The organism is Paraburkholderia sp. J7, assembly GCF_905220155.1.
GTDB lineage: Bacteria > Pseudomonadota > Gammaproteobacteria > Burkholderiales > Burkholderiaceae > Paraburkholderia.
In genome coordinates this window covers 1-20,393 of record NZ_CAJMYZ010000005.1, presented here as the reverse complement: position 1 = coordinate 20,393, position 20,393 = coordinate 1, and the positions used below count along the sequence as shown (strand labels likewise).

General features: G+C 64.6%; 16 protein-coding genes. 5 read left to right on the top strand and 11 right to left on the bottom strand.

Features of this window, described 5'->3' with window-relative positions; genetic code table 11:
- Positions 1-5: 5 nt before the first annotated feature.
- Together U5A58_RS09525 and U5A58_RS09520 are read right to left on the bottom strand one after the other, a co-directional pair.
- Positions 6-602: an alpha-ketoglutarate-dependent dioxygenase AlkB family protein gene (locus tag U5A58_RS09525; protein WP_321961255.1), complete on the bottom strand. Its 597-nt coding sequence runs from the start codon at positions 600-602 to the stop codon at positions 6-8.
- 87 nt (positions 603-689) lie between these two features.
- Positions 690-1,025: a hypothetical protein gene (locus tag U5A58_RS09520; RefSeq protein WP_321916822.1), complete on the bottom strand. Its 336-nt coding sequence runs from the start codon at positions 1,023-1,025 to the stop codon at positions 690-692.
- Positions 1,026-1,463: 438 nt separating this feature from the next.
- On the opposite strand from U5A58_RS09520, the gene U5A58_RS09515 reads away from it, so the two are divergent.
- Together U5A58_RS09515 and U5A58_RS09510 are read left to right on the top strand one after the other, a co-directional pair.
- Positions 1,464-2,621 (top strand): metallophosphoesterase, encoded by a 1,158-nt coding sequence (locus U5A58_RS09515; RefSeq protein ID WP_321961254.1) that lies wholly within the window; start codon positions 1,464-1,466, stop codon positions 2,619-2,621.
- Positions 2,622-2,726: 105 nt separating this feature from the next.
- Complete coding sequence (locus tag U5A58_RS09510) at positions 2,727-3,818, top strand: AI-2E family transporter (protein ID WP_321916818.1); 1,092 nt, start codon at positions 2,727-2,729, stop codon at positions 3,816-3,818.
- 41 nt (positions 3,819-3,859) lie between these two features.
- Here U5A58_RS09510 and U5A58_RS09505 read toward each other — a convergent pair whose 3' ends face one another.
- From U5A58_RS09505 to U5A58_RS09480, 6 genes are all read right to left on the bottom strand, one after another.
- On the bottom strand, positions 3,860-5,299 hold the full coding sequence (locus tag U5A58_RS09505) for a heavy metal sensor histidine kinase (protein WP_321916816.1): 1,440 nt from the start codon (positions 5,297-5,299) through the stop codon (positions 3,860-3,862).
- On the bottom strand, positions 5,296-5,985 hold the full coding sequence (locus tag U5A58_RS09500) for a heavy metal response regulator transcription factor (RefSeq protein ID WP_042265081.1): 690 nt from the start codon (positions 5,983-5,985) through the stop codon (positions 5,296-5,298). Before U5A58_RS09500 ends, U5A58_RS09505 begins: the two co-directional genes overlap by 4 nt.
- A 139-nt stretch (positions 5,986-6,124) precedes the next feature.
- A complete protein-coding gene (locus U5A58_RS09495) occupies positions 6,125-7,654 on the bottom strand; it encodes an efflux transporter outer membrane subunit (protein WP_321961512.1) in 1,530 nt (509 codons plus the stop codon).
- 2 nt (positions 7,655-7,656) lie between these two features.
- On the bottom strand, positions 7,657-8,904 hold the full coding sequence (locus tag U5A58_RS09490; RefSeq protein ID WP_321961253.1) for an efflux RND transporter periplasmic adaptor subunit: 1,248 nt from the start codon (positions 8,902-8,904) through the stop codon (positions 7,657-7,659).
- Between the two features lie 19 nt (positions 8,905-8,923).
- Positions 8,924-12,133 carry an efflux RND transporter permease subunit gene (locus U5A58_RS09485; RefSeq protein WP_321961252.1) on the bottom strand — a complete coding sequence of 1,070 codons (3,210 nt, stop codon included), beginning with the start codon at positions 12,131-12,133 and terminating at the stop codon, positions 8,924-8,926.
- Between the two features lie 265 nt (positions 12,134-12,398).
- The gene (locus U5A58_RS09480; RefSeq protein ID WP_321961251.1) at positions 12,399-13,445 is read right to left on the bottom strand and encodes a LysR family transcriptional regulator; all 1,047 of its coding nucleotides are present in this window, start codon (positions 13,443-13,445) and stop codon (positions 12,399-12,401) included.
- Positions 13,446-13,662: 217 nt separating this feature from the next.
- On the opposite strand from U5A58_RS09480, the gene U5A58_RS09475 reads away from it, so the two are divergent.
- Complete coding sequence (locus U5A58_RS09475; RefSeq protein ID WP_321916809.1) at positions 13,663-14,370, top strand: MgtC/SapB family protein; 708 nt, start codon at positions 13,663-13,665, stop codon at positions 14,368-14,370.
- 186 nt (positions 14,371-14,556) lie between these two features.
- A complete protein-coding gene (locus tag U5A58_RS09470; RefSeq protein ID WP_321916894.1) occupies positions 14,557-14,808 on the top strand; it encodes a GlsB/YeaQ/YmgE family stress response membrane protein in 252 nt (83 codons plus the stop codon).
- A gap of 84 nt (positions 14,809-14,892) precedes the next feature.
- Here the strand turns inward: U5A58_RS09470 and U5A58_RS09465 are convergent, their stop codons facing one another.
- From U5A58_RS09465 to U5A58_RS09455, 3 genes are all read right to left on the bottom strand, one after another.
- The gene (locus U5A58_RS09465) at positions 14,893-16,419 is read right to left on the bottom strand and encodes an acetyl-CoA hydrolase/transferase family protein (protein ID WP_321949497.1); all 1,527 of its coding nucleotides are present in this window, start codon (positions 16,417-16,419) and stop codon (positions 14,893-14,895) included.
- Between the two features lie 196 nt (positions 16,420-16,615).
- Positions 16,616-16,837, bottom strand: coding sequence for a hypothetical protein (locus tag U5A58_RS09460; RefSeq protein ID WP_321961250.1), 222 nt, complete (start codon positions 16,835-16,837; stop codon positions 16,616-16,618).
- Positions 16,838-16,966: 129 nt separating this feature from the next.
- Positions 16,967-19,186 carry an FUSC family protein gene (locus U5A58_RS09455; protein ID WP_321961249.1) on the bottom strand — a complete coding sequence of 740 codons (2,220 nt, stop codon included), beginning with the start codon at positions 19,184-19,186 and terminating at the stop codon, positions 16,967-16,969.
- 167 nt (positions 19,187-19,353) lie between these two features.
- Here U5A58_RS09455 and U5A58_RS09450 point away from each other — a divergent pair, with 167 nt between their 5' ends.
- Positions 19,354-20,367 (top strand): LysR family transcriptional regulator, encoded by a 1,014-nt coding sequence (locus U5A58_RS09450; protein WP_321916803.1) that lies wholly within the window; start codon positions 19,354-19,356, stop codon positions 20,365-20,367.
- The last annotated feature ends 26 nt before the right edge of the window (positions 20,368-20,393 follow it).

The following is a 20,393-nucleotide window of genomic DNA, read 5'->3' as shown; positions in this document are numbered from 1 at the left end:
GCAGCCTACTTCCGCAAACCGGGCGTTACCACGCGAAACGTGAGGTTGACGCGCTCGCCAGTCACGGCAGGCTCTTTCGGCACGCGATGCCGCCACTGCGCCTGTGTCTTGCCCTGCATCACGAGCAGACTGCCGCTCGTCAGCTGGAAAGAGCGCACCACGCCCGTCGCGTTGTGACGCAAGTCGAAGCGCCGTGTCGCGCCGAGGCTCAGCGAAGCGATCACCGGTTCGGGGCCGAGTTCGGGTTCGTGGTCCGCGTGCCAGCCCATGCTGTCGGTGCCCATGCGATAGCGGTTGAGCAGCACGCTGTTAAAGCGTACGCCGCAAAGCGCAGAGATGGCGTCGCGCAGTTCGGCGACCTGACGCGTCCACGGCAGGGGAATATTTCGGATGCCTGAATAGACGTATACCGCACCCTCGTCACCCTGCCAGGCGGTAAGGCGTGGCTGGTCCACCCAGCCACCGGGCGTGCGAATGCGTTCCTGGCGCCAGTCGGCCTCGGCAATGATGCGCGCGAGCGCCTCGGCGGCCGCGCGAGGCGCGAGCCATGACGGATGCCACGCCACGTCGGGGGCCGGCGTATCGTCGAAAAGATCGAACATCGAGAATGCTTGAATCGAGCGGGAAACGTGCAGTTTCGCATGGCGCGGCCGGCTACCGCGCGCCCTCGCTTCCCGCCAGAGAGCGAATCAGGTGAGCAGCGCGACGTAGAAAACCACCGCGCCAATGAGCGCGCCGACGAAGCAGAAGCCTTCTGCCGGCTCATCGGTGGTGCGAGATCGCAGCCAGGCCCCCAGCACGCCGAACATGCCGGCAATACCGAGCGCGACGAACACCATCACGACGTCGAACAACGCGCTTCGGCCAATATCGATGATATCGATGTGCTTGACCGCGATATACAGCGCGATGGCCATGATCGAGAGCCCAACCATCGGCAGCATGACATGGCTGCCCTCGTGCCCGACGTGACGACCATGCAACCCTTCGTGCAGCCCATGTGTGACTGGCCGGATGCCTTTCATGATCCGTCTCCCCCAGAGCGCCCGAAACAGCGCGGGCCTCATTTCGAGCATAGTCCATCGCAGAGGCCGATTCAATGGACGTTTAATAGAGTGTGCCCGGCCCCACGAGAACATAGTGCGACGACTGCGATCGCCCTGGCAATCCAGGGAAATGCCGCACTGCCACACGCGTAAGAGACAAAGCGCGAACGCCGATGCATACACGCATGCATGTATGTTGAAGCGATATCGATGCGACGTTGACGGGCCGGTTCATGACGCATCGCGGCATGCGCAGCCACTCACCGCCGCCGCCTGGCGGCACGAAGTCTGCTGCGCCGGTAGAATGCAACGCAGCTACCTGCGCTGCCCCGTTCGCCGGGTTTTCGGCCGGGCCACGCTGGCCGGGCCACGTTGGTCTGGCTTCACGCCGGTCCGCTCCCATCCGTTCGCGCCGCCATGCCCCGACTCTCGTTTCTGGTTCGCTTCATCGCCATTGGCGTGCTGCTGCACGCTTATGTCGGCTTTCGCCTGATTCCCGACCTGCCCGTGCCCGCCGCCGGCAAATGGCTCGCCGTGCTGTGGCTCGTCCTGTCGGTGCTGTTCATCCCGCCCGGCTTGCTCGCGCGGCGCTTCAAGCGCCAGCCGCTCGGCGACCGCCTCGCCTGGATCGGCATGCTCGCCATGGGCTTCTTCTCGTCGCTGCTCATGCTGACGATCGCGCGCGACATCGTGCTCGCCTCGGCCATGACCGTGGAAGCCCTGTGGCCCCACGCCATCGATCTCACCGGCTGGCGCATCGTGAGCGCCGCCGCGGTCATCGCGCTTGCGTTCCTCACTACCGGGTTCGGCTTCTTCAATGCGCGGCGGCGCGCGCGCGTGCGCAGCGTCGAGGTGCCGATTCGCGGCCTGCCCGCCGCGCTCGACGGCTTCACCATCGTGCAGTTGAGCGATATCCACGTCGGGCCGACCATCAAGCACGGCTATGTCGAGGCGATCGTGCGCGCCGTGAACCAGCTCGACGCCGACGTGGTCGCCATTACGGGCGACGTGGTAGACGGCAGCGTGGCGCATCTCGCCAGGCACACCGCGCCGCTCGGCCAGCTCCATGCGCATCACGGCGTGTATCTCGTGACCGGCAACCACGAGTACTACTCGGGCGCGGACGCGTGGATTGCCGAGTTCCGCCGCATCGGCCTCACGGTGCTGATGAATCAGCACGTGGTGATCGAGCATGGCGGCGCGCGGCTCGTGCTGGCCGGCGTGACCGACTTCACGGGCGGCCAGTTCGATCCCGCGCACCGCAGCGATCCCGCGGCGGCGCTGCGCGACGCGCCCGCCGACGTCAACACGCGCGTGCTGCTCGCGCACCAGCCGCGCACGGCCCACGCCGCCGCCGACGCGGGCTTCACGCTGCAACTCTCCGGCCACACGCACGGCGGCCAGATCTTCCCGTGGAATTTCCTCGTGCGGCTGCAGCAGCCGTTCACAGCGGGCCTCGAAAAGCTCGGCAGCTTGTGGGTGTACACGAGCCGCGGCACGGGCTACTGGGGGCCGCCCAAGCGCCTTGGCGCGCCTTCGGAAATCACGCAGGTACGGCTCGTGGGCGCCAGGTAAAAGCCGCCGGGCACGCTGCGCCCCACGGCCTGCATGGTCTTGCCGGTATCATCCGGCGATGCCGCCGTTCGTCCGCCAGAACGCTTTAACCGGAATTCATCGCACATGGAAGGCAACAAGCACCTTCACCAGACATCGTTCTATTTGCTGCTGTTCGCAGTGTCGATTGCACTGTGCTTCATTCTCGCGCCGTTCTTCAGCACGGTGCTTTGGGGTGCCATACTCGCGCTGATCTTCCAGCCGGTGCAGCGCCGGCTCGTCGCGCGCCTCGGGCGGCGGCGCAATCTCGCCGCGCTCATCACGCTCGCGATCTGCCTCGTCATCGTGATCTTTCCGCTCACGCTCGTGACGGCCACGCTGGTGCAGCAGGTCGCCTCGGCGTATCAGCAGGTGCGCGGCGGCAGTCTCGACGTCGGCGCGTACTTCACGCAGATCGTTCATGCCCTGCCCGAGTCGATTCAGAACCTGCTCGCGCGCTACGACCTCATGGATCTGCCGGGGCTGCAGCAGCGCCTTTCGGCGGGCGCCGCGCAGATCAGCCAGTTCGTCGCCACGCGCGCGCTTTCCTTCGGGCAGAACACGCTGCAGTTCCTGGTGAGCTTCGGCGTGATGCTCTATCTGTTCTTCTTCCTCGTGCGCGACGGCCGCGAAATTTCGCGGCTCGTGCGCGACGCCATTCCGCTCGACGAGCAGCACAAGCTGCATCTCATGCGCAAGTTCACGACGGTGATCCGCGCCACGGTCAAGGGCAACGTGGCGGTGGCGGTCGTGCAGGGCGGTCTGGGCGGCATCGCGCTGTGGGTGCTCGGCATTCAGGGCGCGCTGCTGTGGGGCTTCGTGATGATGCTGCTCTCGCTGTTGCCCGCCGTGGGCGCAGCGCTCGTGTGGGGGCCCATCGCGATTTACTTCCTCTCCACGGGGGCGGTAGCGAAGGGGGTCGGGCTCATCGTCTTCGGCTCCGTCGTGATCGGCACCGTGGACAACGTGCTGCGGCCCGTGCTCGTAGGCAAGGACACGCGCCTGCCCGACTGGGTCGTGCTGATCTCGACGCTCGGCGGCATCTCGCTCATCGGCATCAACGGCTTCGTGATCGGGCCGCTCATTGCCGCGCTCTTCATCAGTTGCTGGGACTTGCTGCGCAAGGACCAGCACAACATCGAAAACGAGAGCGCGCCCGTGGAAGACGAGCCCGTGTAAGCGCCGCTAGAGGACAGCTTCGGGGCAGCTTCAGAGCAACGTCAGGGCGAGACGTGCAGCGGCACACCGGCGCGGCCCTGGCGCGAGAGACCGGCAACGGGTGCTTCGGGCGCTTCGACGCCGTCCACGGCCACCGAAAAACCGAACGTGTTGACGCCGTCCGCGCTGCGCACGAACACCGTGCCGCCGTGCATTTCCGCCACGGCCTTGACGATCGACAGCCCGAGCCCGTGATTTTCGTGGCTGTTCGAGCGCGCTTCCTGAATGCGGTAGAAGCGGTCGAAAATATGCTCGCGCGTCACGGGGTCGAGCGGCTCGCCGGGATTCGAAACGGCGATCTCGACGTGACCGCTCTGCGGCGCGACCGTAACGCGCAGCGTCGTGCCGGGCTGCGAATGCTGGATCGCGTTGACGAACAGATTGCTCACGGCGCGGCCAATCAGCGACGTATTCACCCATGCGCGCGCGTCGCCCTGCACTTCCACGCGCAGTTGCGCCTCTTCGAGCGGCATTTCCAGAAAATCGAGCATGCGTTCGATCTCCGATCGCAACGACACTTCTGCCAGGTCCGTCGCGCGTTCGCCGCGGTCGCTGCGCGAGAGGAACAACATGTCGTTCACGATCACGCGCAATCGTTCGAATTCCTCAAGATTCGATTGCAGCGTCTGTTGCAGCTGCTCGACCGAGCGGTCGCGCGTGAGCGCCACCTGGGTCTGCCCGATCAGGATGCTCACCGGCGTGCGCAATTCGTGCGCCACGTCGGCGTTGAACGATTCGAGGCGCTCGTAGGCCTTGTCGAGACGCTCCAGCGCACCATTGAACGACGTGGCGAGTTCGTGCAACTCCTCTGGCAGCTCGTCAGAATGCAGCCGTTGGCGCCGGTTCGACGGGCTCAGTTGCGCGGCCTCGCGCGAGAGGCGCGTGAGCGGCGCAAGCCCGAAGCGCGTGACCGCGCGGCTCAGCAACGCGACCGCGATGGTGGAGAGCGCGATCAGCACGCCGAGCGCAATGCCAAAGCGCCGCAGCATGCCTTCGGTGCGCACGCAGTCGCTGCCGACCACGAGTTTCACCTGGGGCCGGTCGCCGCTCGCGGGCACGATAAAGGTCGTCGTGATGATGTCGTAGCTGCAATCGGGCGGACGCACGAGCACATGGTTCGGGCCAACGTTACCCGTGACCTTGCCGACGATGGGCGTGCCGAAACGAAAGCGCGGATCGGGGCCTTCGACGTAGTAATGCATGCGGCTGTCCGCAGGCGAGAGGTCGCGCAGCTTTTCCTGCACGAAGGCCCACTTCTGCACGTCCGGTGCGTGCGAGACGATCAGGCTCGCAATGCGCGCGCGCGTATCGAGCGTTTCGCGCAACTCGTTGAAGAGCTGGCGCTGCATCAGGAAGAAGAGACCCGCGCCCGTGAGCGTGAACACGATGAGCGACACCGCTGCGAACATCGCCGAAAGCCGCAGCGAGATCGAGCGTTTCATGACGTCTGGCCTCCTTCCTCGCGCACTTCGAGCACATAGCCCATGCCGCGTATGGTGTGCAGCAGCTTCGCCGCATGCGGGCCGTCGAGCTTGGCGCGCAGCCGCTTGATCGCCGTTTCCACCACATTCGCGTTGCTTTCGAAATTCACGTCCCAGACCAGCTCGGTGATCAGCGTCTTGGAAAGAATCTCGCCGCGCCGCCGCGCGAGCACCGAAAGCAACTGGAATTCCTTCGCCGTGAGATCGAGACGCACGCCGTCGCGCGTCGCGCGGCGGCTGATGAGGTCCACCTGCAGATCGCCCACCGAAATCAGCGTGGATTCCTGTGTGCGTGCGCGCCGCGTGAGCGCGCGCAGCCGCTCGACGAGTTCGAGAAATGAGAACGGCTTCGTGAGATAGTCGTCGGCGCCGTCGCGCAGGCCGTGCACGCGGTCGTCCACGCGGTCGCGCGCGGTGAGCATGATGACCGGCGTGTCCTTCTTCGTGCGCACGGCGCGCAGCACGCCGAAGCCGTCGAGCTTCGGCAGCATGACGTCGAGCACGATCACGTCGAAGTCGTATTCCGTGGCCATCCACGCGCCTTCCTCGCCGTCCATGGCGACGTCCACGACCCAGCCCTGTTCCGTGAGTCCGCTGCGCAAATAGTCCACGACCTTGCGCTCGTCTTCGATAACCAATACTTTCATGCCCGCCCTCCTCTTCGCGCGCTGCCCTGGCGGTTCCGGCCGCTGCGGCTCGTGACCGCCGTTGCGCGCTGTTATATACCCTGGTGCCGGGCTCGCTCAAGCCCTCTTGTTTGCCCCGCTTTCAGTCCTCGCATGCCGCTTAGCCTCTACCCTCGGCCTTCGGCACTTCGCGGCACGTACCTGCGCTGCATGCCATCTCGCGGTCGCCGGCGCTCCAGCCGCCGCCCAGTGCCTTGGCGAGAAACACCACGGTGGCGACCTGCTGACCCTGAATCTGCACCTCCTGGCGCTCGCTGGTGAGCAACTGCTGCTCCGCGTTGAGCACGTCGATGAACGCCACGAGGCCGCCCTGATAGCGGTCGTTGGCGAGATCGAAGGACTTGCGTGCGTCGTCCACGGCCGCCTGGCCGTCGGTCGATGCGCGCTCCAGCACCGAAAGGCCCGTTACCGCATTTTGCACCTCCTGGAACGCGGTGAGCACGGTCTGACGATAAGTCGCCTGCGCCGACTCGTAGCCGGCCTGCGCGAAATCCACGCCCGCCGCGCGCTTGCCGCCGTCGAACAGCACCTCGCTGGCCGTCGCGCCCACCGACCACATCAGGCTCGGCACGGAAAACAGGCCGCCAAAGCGCGTCGATTCCCAGCCGAACGTGGGCGAAAGCGTGATGTCCGGGAAGTACGCGGAGCGCGCCACCCCGATCTGCGCATTGGCCGCGGCCATTGCACGCTCGGCCGAAGCCACGTCCGGGCGTCGCTGCAACAGTTCGCTCGGCAGGCCCGTGGGAAGCGCCGGCGCCGGGAGCGTCGTGACCTTCTGCGCAATCGTGAACTCGGGCGCCGCCCGGCCGACCAGCACGGCAATGGCGTTCTGCTCCTGCTGGCGCTGATTTTCGAGCAAATGCACCTGGGTCAGCGTCGCGGCGAGCTGCGCTTTTTGCTGCAGCAGCTCGAGGCCCGAAACCGCGCCGAGATCGTGCTGCGCGGTCACGAAATCGAGCGCCTTTTGCTGCAGTTGCGCCGAGCGGTTCACCACGTCGATCTCATTGTCGAGTTCGCGCATGGCGAAGTAGTCGGTGGCGAGTTCGGCGGTGAGCACGAGACGTGCGTTGGCGAGATCGTCGCCGGCCTGCTGAGTCGATGCCTGCGCCGACTCCACCATGCGCCGGATGCGCCCGAACAGATCCAGCTCATAGCTCACGGTCGCGCCAACCGTGACCTGGTTTTGCACGGTCGACGTGTTGGGCGTGGCGTAGTTCGTGAGCGGCCGGTTCGCGGAAATGCGCTCGCGCGCGAGGCCCGCGTCGAGGCCGACCTGCGGGCTTTGCTGCGACGACACCGAAGCGAGCGTGGCGCGCGCCTGAGCGTAGTGCGCGGCGGCCACGCGCAGCGTCTGATTTTCGGCGAGCGCCGCGGTTTCCAGACCGTCCAGCTCGGCGTTGTCGAAGCCCTTCCACCATTGTGGATCGAGCGGCGCATGCGAGGGCTGCGCCGCGTGCCAGTATGAATCGGCGGAATCGACGCGCCACGCCGTCGGGCTCTGCGTTTGCGGGGCGTGGTAGTCGGGGCCCACGGTGCAGGCCGCGAGACCGATCGCGCCGAGCGCCGTGAAGTAAGCGCGCGGACGTAGCAGCACGGTTTGCCGCGCGTTTTGCCGCGTTTTTGGCCACATCGTCACGTCGCGCTCCGTCTGGCGGCCTCACGCGCCGATTCGGTCTTGTTCGGCGCGACCACGACGACGCTGTCGCCATCTGCAATCGAATCGCTCGGGTTGAGCACAACGCGATCGGTCGGATCGAGCCCGCCACTGATTTCGAGCGTCTGCCCGAGGTCCTGCGCGATTTCCACCGCCTTGAGCTTGACCTTGCCATCCGCATCGACAACCGCAAGACGCGGGCCTTCCGAGCGGAACAGCAGCGTGTTGCCCGGCACGGTGAGCACGCCCTTCGCATCGGTCTGCAAGGCGGCCTGCACATAGGCGCCGGGCAGCAGCCTGCCATCGTGATTGGGCAGCGAGATTTCGGCCTCCAGCGTGCGCGTGGCGACGTTGATCGCCTGCGCCGTACGCGTAACGGTGCCGTCGAACGTCACACCCGGCAACTCCTGCTCGGTCACGCTCACGTGCTGGCCGACCGCCACCTGGTGCGCGTAGGTCTGCGGCACGTCGAGATAGAGACGCAGCGGGTCGGACTGCGCAATCGAAAAGAGCGCATGCCCCGCACCGCCATTGCCCGCATTCACGAGGTCGCCGATATCGACGTTGCGCTGCGTGATGATGCCCGTGATCGGCGCGACGATGCGCTGGAACGACTTCATCTCCGTGAGGCGGCGCACGTTCGCGTCGGCGGCGGCGAGATTCGCCTGGCCGGTGTTGAACGCGCCCTGGCGGTCGTCGAGTTCCTGCTGCGAGACCGCATCGCGCTGACGCAACTGCTGCGCGCGATCGAACGAGGTCTTCGCGAGCGCAAGCGTCGCTGCGGCCTGATCGCGCTGCGCCTGCGCCTGCGAGAGTTCCTGGTCGATCTCGGGCGTGTCGATCTCCGCGAGCAACTGGCCTTGTTGCACATGCGCGCCGATATCGGCATACCAGTGCCGCACGTAGCCGTTCGCGCGCGAATAGATCGGCGCTTCGACATAGCCGCGCAGCGTGCCGGGCAGCACGATGCGGCCGTCCGCGCCTGCCGCCACGGGTTGCACGACGCTCACGTACTGCTTCGCGTTCTGCTTCGTGACATCGGCGAGATGGTGCGCATTCATGAGGTTCGAGACGATCGTGCGCGTGGCGCCTGCCGCGAGCAGCAGCGCGACCACGATCACCGCGAAGCGTGCGCGCTTGCCCGCCTGGCCGCGCGCCGGCAGGTCCATGCCCTGCTCGCCGCCGACGGTGATGTCGAGAGATGAATGGTGGTGGGGTTCGTTCATGTCTTCGGCCAATTGTGACTTAACGGGTATCGCCTCGTGCACCACGGCGCTGCGCCTCGCGCTCGCGTTTCGCGGCCGCGCGCTGGGCGAGCCGCGTATGCACGGTCGCAAACATCAGGGGTACGAACAATAACGTGGAGACCGTAGCGAACAGCAGCCCGCCGATCACCGCGCGTCCGAGCGGCGCGTTCTGCTCCGCGCCCTCGCCGAGGCCGAGCGCCATCGGCACCATGCCGATCATCATGGCGAACGCCGTCATCAGCACGGGGCGTATGCGGGTGGCCCCCGCTTCGAGCGCGGCGGCGAGCGGCGTAGCCCCCGCGGTGAGACGCTGGCGCGCGAACGACACCACGAGAATACTGTTCGCGGTCGCCACGCCCACGGTCATGATCGCACCCGTGAGTGCGGGCACGCTCAGGTGCGTGCCGGTGATGAACAGCATCCAGGCGATGCCCGCGAGCGCGGCGGGCAGCGCGCTGATGATGATGAGCGGATCGGCCCAGGACTGGAAGTTCACGACAATGAGCAGATACACGAGCACCACCGCCATCGCAATGCCCACGCCGAGGCCCACGAACGACGAACGCATCGTGCCGATCTGCCCGCGCATGGTGATGGTGGTGCCGCGTGGCGCGTGCGCCTGCACATGCCGGATGATGTCGTTGATGTTCGCGCCCACGGAGCCGAGGTCGCTACCTTCCACGCTCACGAGCAGGTCGATCACGGGACGGATGTTGTAGTGCGTGACGATGGCGGGCCCGTTATGCGGCCTGAGCTGCACGAGATTGCTCACCAGCTGCAGCGGCGCATTGGCGTTCGTGCTGTGCGCGGAAACGGGCGTGCCCATCAGTTCGTTCATCGAGGTTTCGCGATACTGCGGCGTTTGCACCGTGAGCGGATATTCCACACCGTTTTGCGGACTCACCCAGAACGCGGGCGAGGTCTGCGTGCTGCCCGAAAGTGCGATCAGCACATCCTGGGCAACGTTCTGCGGGCTCAGGTTCAGCTGCTGCATGCGCGAGCGGTCCATCGCCAGCGTGAGCGCGGGTTCGTCGTTGCGCTGCTCGATGTGCGCATCCACGGCGCCCGGCAATTGCCGCACCTGCTTGAGCAGCGTGCTCGCCAGCGCCATGTCCTGATTCAGATTCGCACCCACCACCTGCACGTCGATCGCGGCGGGCTGACCGAAGTTCAGAATCTGCGTGATGATGTCCGCGGGCTGAAAGAAGAACTCGACGCCCGGAAACCGTTGCGGCAGCAACGCACGCAACTTGTCGATATACGTGCTGGAGGGATCGTGATCGGGCTTCAGCGCGATCTGGATTTCGCCGTCGAGCGTGCCCATCGTCCCCGCATTGCTGTACGAGAGATTGATGCCGCTATAGGGCAGCCCGAGGTTATCGACGATCGTATCGAGTTGATCGGGCGGCACCACGTCGCGGACCACCTGCTCCACCTGGTCGGCGAGGCGCGCGGTTTCCTCGATGCGAAAGCCCGTTGGCGCGCGCATGTGCAAGCGAATGTTGCCGGCATCGACCGAGGGAAAGAAGTCGCGTCCAAGGAAGAACACAAGGACGAGCGACAGCAGGCAAAACGCGAGGAAGCTGCCGCCGAAGAGCTTGCGGCGCGAGAGCAGCAGGCTCAACAGCGCGATGTAATTGGCGCGCACGCGCTCGAATGCATGATTGAAGCGCCAGTGGATGCGCGAGAAGAACGAGCCTTGCGCGCGCTGCGCGTGCGCGGTGGGATCGTGGCCCTCGAACAGCAGCATGGCGAGCGTCGGTACGAGCGTGCGCGAGAGGATGTACGACGCGATCATCGCGAACACCACGGCTTCTGCGAGCGGCACGAACAGAAAGCGCGCCACGCCCGTCAGGAAAAACATCGGCACGAACACGATACAGATGCACAGCGTCGAAACGAGCGCGGGCACGGCGATTTCGCCCGCGCCTTCGAGAATGCCGTCGTGCAGTTTCGCGCCCAGATGCAAGTGCCGTTCGATGTTCTCGATCGTGACCGTTGCGTCGTCAACCAGAATGCCGACCGCGAGCGCGAGGCCGCCGAGCGTCATGATGTTGATGGTCTCGCCAAGCGCATAGAGCGCGATGATCGAGGAGAGAATCGACAACGGAATCGACACCGCGATAATGAGCGTGCTGCGCCAGTTGCCGAGAAAGAGCAGGATCATCGCCGCCGTGAGCGCCGCCGCGATGAGCGCTTCGCGCACCACGCCCTGCACGGCTGCGGAAACGAACACGGACTGGTCGAAAAGCGGTTTGACGACAAGGTCTGCGGGCAGCGTGTCGCGCGCCTTGGGCAACAGGTCCTTGAGTACGCCCACCACCTGCAGCGTCGATGCGTCGCCGCTCTTGAGGATCGACAGCAGCACGCCGCGCTGGCCGTCCTGGCGCACGATGTTGGTCTGCGGCGTGAAGCCGTCGCGCACGTGCGCCACGTCGCCGAGATAAGTGGTCGCACCGTTCACTGTCTGCACGGGAATGCGGTTCAGGCCCGCGATCGTATCGGGCGACGCATTGGTGTCCACACGATATTCGGTTTGCCCGAGCTTGGCCGTACCCGTCGGCAAAATGAGGTTCTGCGCGTTGACTGCGTTGACGATATCGGCGGGCGTGAGGCCCTTCGAAATGAGCGCGCGCGTGTCGAGATCCACGGAGATCACGCGCGTCTTGCCGCCATACGGGTAAGGCACCTGCGCGCCGGGAATCGTAATGAGCTGCGGGCGCAGAAAGTTCATCGCGATGTCGGCCAGCGCCTGCTCGCTCATCGACTTGCTGGAGAGGCCGAGCTGGATCACCGGAATGCTCGAGGCCGAATAGCTGATGACGAGCGGCGGCGTGGCGCCGGGCGGCATCTGCTTCACCTGCGCCTGCTCCGACGCCACGGCCTGCGCGATCGCCGTTTGCAGGCTCGCGCCCGGCTGCAGGAACAGCTTGATGATGGCGATGCCCGGCAGCGATTGCGACTCGATGTGCTCGATGTTGCTCACCGTGGTCGTGAGACTGCGCTCGTTGACCGAGGTGATGCGGTCGGCCATGTCCTTCGCGGAAAAGCCCGTGTACGACCAGATGATGCTGATGACCGGGATGTTGATGTTCGGCAGCACGTCGGTGGCCATCGACATGAGCACGAACGGCGTGGCCAGCACGATCATGATGGCCATCACGATAAACGTGTACGGTCGCTTCAGCGCGAGATTGACAATCCACATGTCAGTGTTTCGGACAACTCAGGCGAGGGGTTGAGACGAGGACGCATTCATCCAGCGGGTGCCGCATCATAGGCAATGGCGGTGGCAGTTTGCTGGCGCCAATATGGCGAAATTGACAGGCAACGCGCGAGGCGCGCGATAGCGTACGGGAACGCAGATAGATCGCCGCTGCAGCGTCGCGAAGCGCCTGAAAAGCCGCCCGCGAAACGCCCGGTAACAGCCGCACGCTTCGCGAGCCGTTCTTTAACTGCTTCAGTTCACTGCTTCAATTCACGAGGCGCAGGCGCTCCAGGTCGCGCGCGTTGTGAGCGCGGCCACGGCCGCTGCGCGCACGCGTACCTCGCGGCCCCGTGTGCGCCTCCATCTCGCGAAGCGGCGGCTCGTCACAGGTGGCGAGCGCGGCCTCCTGTTCGGCAAGAACGAGCGGCACCTTCTCGCGTAAAAACTCGACGAAGGTGCGGATCTTCGCGTCCAGATAGCGGCGCGAAGCGTACAGCGCGTAAATATTGAGCTTTTGCAGCGTGTGCGTGGGCAGCACGCGCACCAGGGTGCCGTCGGCAAGCCCGGGCAACGCCACCGGCACCGGCAGCGGGCCGATGCCCATGCCCTCGCGTATGGCAAGCGCGAGCGCCTCGGGGTTGTTCACCTGGAACGGTGTCACGCCCGTATGCCGGAAGGTCTCGCCAAGCGGCCCCTCGGAAACCCATTGGCCGGCGGGCAGGCTCGCGTCGGTCAAATGCAGGCAGGTATGCGCCTCGAGGTCGTCGAACGATTGCGGCTCGCCGCGCATGCGCAAATACGCCGGCGAAGCACAGAGAATCGCGGCGGTGCTGCCCAGATGCTGGGAGATCAGCGCGGAGTCCTCGAGCTCGGCGGCCACCACGACCGCCACATCGAAGCCCTCCTCGATGATGTCGGGCATTTGCTGCGCGATGGTGAGATCGACCGAGACCTCCGGCAAATGCTGCTGATAGCGCGCGATGAGCGGCATCACATAGTGCTGCCCGAAACTCGTGCCGCCGTACACGCGCAGCTTGCCCGCGGGGTTCGCGTGCGCCGCGGCGGCTTCGGCCTCGGCCTGCTCGATGTCGGCGAGAATGCGCTTGCAGCTTTGAAAGTAGCGCTCGCCCGCTTCTGTCATCGACATGCGCCGCGTGGTCCGGTTGAGGAGCCGTGTGCGCAGCCGCGATTCGAGGTCGGTGACCGCGCGCGAGACCTGCGCGGTCGTCATCGTTTCGCTCGCCGCAGCGCGCGTAAAGCTGCCGGACTCCACCACTCGCACGAAGACCCGCATATTGCGCAGCGTATCCATCAGAAACTCCCGTTCATTCGGCCTGCCTTCCCATCTCCACACGAATGAAACTAGTTTCGCCTACGAGCCGTGGCCAGATCCTGACTCGAACATGACGGCGCGGACAGCTTGGCGCAAAGCCCCGTCCCGCGTATGATCCACTGGCCCCCGATGTACCCGCCACGCTTGCGCGAGAGCCGCAAGGCGTGCGGCCGCCCTGCGTTTTCATGACAAAACGATGACTCTCGAATTCGCCCTGCGCCTTCTCGCAGCGTTCGCCTGCGGCGTCGCCATCGGCCTCGAACGCCAGATTCGCCAACGCACGGCCGGTCTGCGCACCATCACGCTCGTGGCAAGCGGCGCGTGCTTGTTCGTCACGCTCGGCGTGCTGACCGGCAATGGCTCGACCGGCGTCACGCAAATTGCAGCCTACGTGGTTTCTGGCGTGGGCTTTCTGGGCGGCGGCGTCATCATGCGCGAGAAGGGCTCGATTCAGGGCATCAATACTGCGGCGACGCTATGGTGCTCGGCGGCCGTGGGGGTGCTGTGCGGCGCAGGTCATTACGGCCCGGCGGTGGCCGGCACCGTCGTCGTGCTGCTCACGAATACCGTGCTGCGCGAGGTGAGCCGCATCATCAACGCATCGCCCGTTTCGAATGCGGATCTCGTGCGCGCTTATGTGCTTACCGTGGTTTGCCGCGAAGAGGACGAAGTCCATATCCGCACGTTGCTTTCAAATTCTTTGTACTCCACGCCGCTTTCATTTCAAAGCCTCACGAGCGAGGACCTGGCCGGCGATCCGCCGCGCCTGCGCGTGACGGCAACGATGCGCCTGCATCCGAAGTACCAGTCGAAGCTCGAACTCATGGCGAGCCGCCTGAGCATGGAGAAAGGCGTGTCCAGCGTGAGCTGGACGGCCGCGGAACCCGAAATCGCGCCCGAATGACGATTGCGCATGGCATCGGCTCGGATTCCTTACGATTGCATTTCTAATTTATTGCGCTTTTTAAAACTATCCGCGACACAGTTCAAGAACTGTCAATTCTGGCCGTGTTGCATGGACGCCTATTCGCCCTTGGACTAAGCTGCATTCACCGTGATTCTTTCACGCCAACAAGGGGAGTCTATTCATATGGAACACGGCATCATTGCCTGGCTCATCATCGGCGCAATCGCAGGCTGGCTCGCTGGCGTCCTCGTCAAGGGCGGCGGCTTCGGATTGTTCATCGATATCATCGTCGGCATTGTCGGCGCGTTCATCGGCGGCTGGCTTGCCGGGGTGCTCGGCATTCATATCGGCGCCGGTATCATCAGTTCGATCATCACCGCCATTGTCGGTGCGGTCATTCTGCTCTTCATCATCCGGTTGGTTAGACGAGCGTAGCGAATCCGCGCTATCAATGAAAAACGGGAGCACCGGCAACGGTGCTCCCGTTTTGTTTTGTATGCTGCTGGATCGCTGCGGAGATTATGCGTTCGACGCGAGTCCGCCCGTTGCTTCGGGCAGCATCGAGCCCGTTTGATTGAAGCGCAGATGCATTTCATACGCACGCGCGAGATCGTGCGGTGTCTGGCCGCCAATTTTGAGTGCGTCGCGATAGTAGTCGCGCAGCAGGTCGCGATAGAGCGGATGCGCGCAGCGCTCGATCACGAGGTTTGCACGTTCGCGCGGCGCGAGACCGCGCAGATCGGCCAGACCTTGCTCGGTCACGATCACGTCCACGTCGTGCTCGTTGTGATCGACGTGCGGCACCATCGGCACGATGCTCGAAATGCGGCCATCCTTTGCAATCGCCTTGGTTGCGAAGATCGCGCACGACGCATTACGCGCGAAATCGCCCGAGCCGCCGATGCCGTTCATCATGTGCGTGCCGCCCACGTGCGTGGAATTCACGTTGCCATAGATGTCGCATTCGAGCGCGGTGTTCAGTGCGATCAAGCCGAGGCGGCGAATCACTTCCGGATGGTTGCTCACTTCCTGCGGACGCAGCACGAGCTTGTCGCGATAGCGGTCGAGTTCGGCAAGCACCTGAGCCTGACGCTGTGCGGAGAGCGTCATCGAGGCGCCCGAGGCGAAGACCATCTTGCCGGAATCGATCAGATCGAAAGTCGAGTCCTGCAATACTTCGGAGTACATCGTAAGCGCTTCGAACGGCGAATCCACAAAGCCCGAGAGCACCGCATTCGCGATCGTGCCAATGCCGGCCTGCAGCGGGGGCAATTGCGCGTTCATGCGGCCATGCTTCACTTCGTGCTGCAGGAATTCGATAAGGTGACCGGCAATGCGCGCGGTTTCTTCATCGGCGGGCAGCACGGTCGAAGGGCTGTCCGACTCGTTCGTGATGACGATGGCGGCGATCTTCTCCGGCGGGATTTCGATGGCGGTCGTACCCACGCGGTCCTGCGGCCGCACGATCGGCAGCGGATCGCGATGCGGGCGCCGGCCGGGAATCCACACGTCGTGCAGGCCTTCGAGCGCGAGCGGCTGCGCGAGGTTGATCTCGACGATCACTTTCTCCGCGAGAATCGCGAAGCTTGCCGAATTGCCGACCGAAGTGGTGGGCACGATCGCACCGGTTTCCGTGATCGCGGCGGCTTCGATGATCGCGAGATCGAGCTTGCCGAGCAGGTTCGCGCGCAGCATCTCGACGGTTTCCGAAAGATGCTGGTCGACGAACATCACCTCGCCGCGGTTGATTGCCTTACGCAGCGTCGAGTCGACCTGGAACGGCAAACGGCGCTCGAGCACACCGGCTTCGGTGAGCATGCGGTCGACGTCGTGGCCGAGCGAGGCGCCCGTCATCAGCGTAATGCGCAGCGGCTCCTTCTCTTCGCGCGCGCGGCGCGCCAGTTCGATCGGCACGGCCTTCGTGTCGCCCGCGCGCGTGAAGCCGCTCGCGCCAACGCGCATGCCATTGCGCACGAGTTGAGCCGCCTCGGCAGCCGAAGTAATTTTCCCGCGCAAGGCGGCACAACGAATACGGTCTTCGTACATCACAGTCTCCACAAACTCTCTGATCGCCTGGTGCCTATTCTCAGGTCTTGCATCGGCGGTCGTGCACTGCGAGTTTCACAAAACACTATTGCAGTGTTTCGCGCAGCCACAATGCGCAAAGCCGCGGCACCCATATGAAGGCGTCGCGGCACAAGATGTCGGCGTGCGCCTGCACATGGCGGGCGTGCTCTCGATCTCAGCTACCGAAATAAATATTGCAGAAGCTGACCGGGCCGACGCATTCATCTTTCTTTGCCGGCTTGACGATTTCGCGGTGAGCGGGCGCTTGCGCTACTTGAGGAGCAGCGGACTGCGCGACCTGCTGAGGGACACTCGCTGCCGGTGCTTCGCTCTGTGCATAAGCAGCGGCGGCGGCAAAAAGCGAACAGGCAACAACAGCGATCTTCACGGACTTCATTTTACTCTCCAGTGCTAACGGGTACTGCGAAGCAGTGATGTGACTATATGACTCACGGTCGAATTGATTAAGAAGGCGGGGTGGAAGGCATATTTCCAGACTGCAGCAAGATCGCGCGCGCCTGCTTTTTCATTGTGTTTTCAACGATCTGCGCGGCGCACGCGTGCGGCGTGCACGGCGCGCCAGCGGCCCGAGCGGCGCATCGCGGTCGAGCAGCGCGCTGCGGATGAAGTGCAGGTGGCTCAACAGACGCTGCACCGCGTGCCGGCTCTCTCGCTCGTGATGCACCGTCGCGAGCGCTTCCTGGGCGATCCAGGTCGCCGCGCGCACGGCACTGAGCGCGTGGTCGAGCGAGGTTCCGTCCGGGCTCTCGAAAAGATGCGCGATAGCCTCCTGCACGCGCTCCAATGCGGCAGGCCAGCGCGCGTCATGACGGTCGAACCACGCTGCCGCATGCGCCTCGTTGCGCAGATCCACCACGGCATGCCCAACTTCGAGCGTCACGAGCATCCAGCGCAGCGCGCGCCGGTGCGCCTGGCGGCGCCCGTTCAGCAGGAGCCGCAACTGGTGCATCAGATCGTGCGTGCCGGACTGAAAGCGCTGCCCGAGGCCTTTCAGTTCCCCATGGCAGGCCAGCACGACCTGCCCGCGCAACGACACGCACATACGCTCGACGAGCCAGTTCATGTGCGGTGGAAACACCACCGCGAATGCGAGCGAGGCAACCAGCATCGCGGCAACGACGGCGATGCCGTTGTTGATCAGCAGATCCGGCGTGTAGACGATCACGTTGTCGGGACCCGCAAGCAAGCAGAAGAACACCGAGAAGCCGACGCCGTAGCCCGCGATGCGCGAGCGCGTGGCAAGAAAAGCGCCGATGGCGAGCACGGGTACGAGCGTCGCGCAGAGCAACGGAAAGCCATCGACATTGGGATAGACGTAGCAGGTGAAGAGATAGCCCGTCACGGCGGCAAAGACTGCGCCGACCGCCATCTGCACGGCCATGCGCGACGCGTTCGGCGACGACGAGGTGAGCGCACACGTGAGCGCGGCCGCGATCATCGCGAGGCCGCCGCTCGGCCAGTCCGTCTCGACCCAGAACCAGCCCAGCGCCGCGACCACCATGGCCGTGCGCACGAAGGTGAACGCCACCACGTACCAGCTCGTGCGAGGCACGTAGCGCGCGCCGCTCGGCTCCTGCGCAGGACGCGCCTCCATGAGCGATGCCCACGTGCGGCTGTAGCGCACGATCTCCGTCGTGAAGCGATAGATGAGTTCAGCCGAGGTGTCGAAGTCGGGCAGCGCGTCGGGAAGCGCATGTTCGAGCGGCCGCCGCGTCTCGCGCACGTGACGCGGCAGCGTGCGCTGGAAGGCTTCGAGCCCGTCGGCGAGCCGCCGCGCATAGGCGCGATCGCTTTCGTTGCGGCTCGGCCGTTGCGCGAGCAGCGTGGCAAGCTCGCCGAAATATGGGGCCAGCGGTGCGATCGCCGCGTCGCTCCAATGCAGCCTTTTGAGCAACTGGCGCAGCGCGTGCAGCCGCGCGCAGGCGTCCATGAATTCGGAATTCAGGCGCGAAAGCAGGCCGCTGCGCGCGCGCATGGTCGGATCTTCGAAAAATGAGAAAGCGCGCGTCGCCTCGAAACCGACGACATCGTCGACGAGACTTGCGAATCGCCCTTCGAACGCGCCCCTTTCGAGCCGCCCTGCCAACACCGCCGCGGCGAACGCAGTAAAATTGAGATATCGGGCGCGCAGGGTGCGATCGAGCAGCGAGCCCGACTGCCGGGGCACGATCACTGCGCTGACCATGCCCGAGCAAAGAATGCCAACGGCCACTTCGGCGCCGCGTCCTAACGCGGCGAGAAAGAGCCCGTTGGGTTGCATAACTAGCGGGATGCCGATCAGCGCCGCCGTGTAGCCGGCGAGCACGAAACCGTACCAGCGAAAATGGCGATTCCTCATGGCGGCAGCCGTACAGGCGGCCACCCACACCGTCATCCCGAGTATGTAAAGCTCGGGCTGCTGGACGAACACGGCGCCCAGCACCACTGCCGCAATCATCCCCACCGCGGTGCCGACGATGCGATAGAAGCTCTTTGCGAACACCATGCCGGAGAGCGGCTGCATCAGGACGAAGACCGTGGTCATCGCGATACGCGGCTGCGGCAAATCCAGCAGCATGGAAATGCCCATGGCAAGCAAGCCGGCCGCTACCGTTTTCAGCAGATGAATCCAGATCGCGCCATCGGTGACCTGCCAGTCGCGCAGCGCCCGTCTGGCGGCGCGCCATATGATTTCCGCGCGCCGACGCGAGTCGAACGCTCGATGTATCGCAGGCTGGCGGCTCATGACAAACGCTCGGGCTGTTTCGAGGACAGGGGCCGATTGTAGGAGCGTCATTGCGCCGCATTAATGGGACGCGCGGGGAACCTCCGTTCCAGATCACTCAACAATGACGCGCCCCGAGAGGCGGACAATATCGTTTCTGCACCGAACAAGAAGGTCAAGAAGGTCTGATGGATACGTTACAAAACATGCGGGTGTTCGTCCGCGTCGTAGAAGCGGGCAGCTTCACGGCAGCGGCTCAGTCGCTGGATTCGACCACCGGCGCAATGTCGCGCGCGGTATCGGAACTCGAAGCGCATTTGCGCACCCGTCTGCTCAATCGCTCAACGCGCCGGCTTGCGCTCACGCCAGCCGGCGAGCGGTATCTGAAGCGCTGCTCGCAGATTCTCGCGGACGTCGATAGTGCAGAAGAAGAAGCGAGCTGCGCGCACGAACGCCCGGCCGGCGCGCTGCGCATGCACAGCTTCGCGAGTATCGGTCAGCAGTACGTGCTGCCGGCGATTTCGCGCTATCGCGCACTGCATCCCGAGGTCACCGTCGAACTGACGCTCTCTCAACGCATGCCGGATCTTTTCGAGGGCAGCAGCGATGTGTCGGTGGTCACGGCGTCTTCGCTGCCGAATTCCGATCTTGTTTCGCACCAGTTGGGCTCGACGTACAGCATTCTGTGCGCATCGCCTGGTTATGTGCATACGCACGGCGCACCGCGCTCACCCGCCGATCTATCGCATCACGACTGTCTGATTCTCAAATCACCGGCGTTTCCAGCGCACGAATGGACGCTTGACGGACCCGAGGGTAGCGTCGAAATGCACGTGGACGGCCCCGTGCAGGTGAATATCGCGGAATCCCTCGCAGTGGCGATACGCGAGGGGATGGGGATTGGGATGCTGCCGGTCTACGCGGCAATCGAAGGACTGCGTAACGGTACGCTCGTGCGCGTGCTGCCGCAGCACAAGCTGCAGAAGACAAACGTGTACGCGCTTTATCCGTCGCGCAAGTTCGTCGACGCGAAAACAAAGACGTGGGTGGAATTCTTGCGCGCGCATCTTCCGCAAGTCATCGAGCGCGACCTGGCACTGCTCGAGGAACTGACGCAGGAGCAACTCTCGGATGTCGCAGAGGATGCTGCTTTGGCGAAGGACGCCGCGGTCGCGGCGGCTGTGCAGAAGGCGGCGCAATAAGACTTTGATTGCTAAAGCTGGCTAAA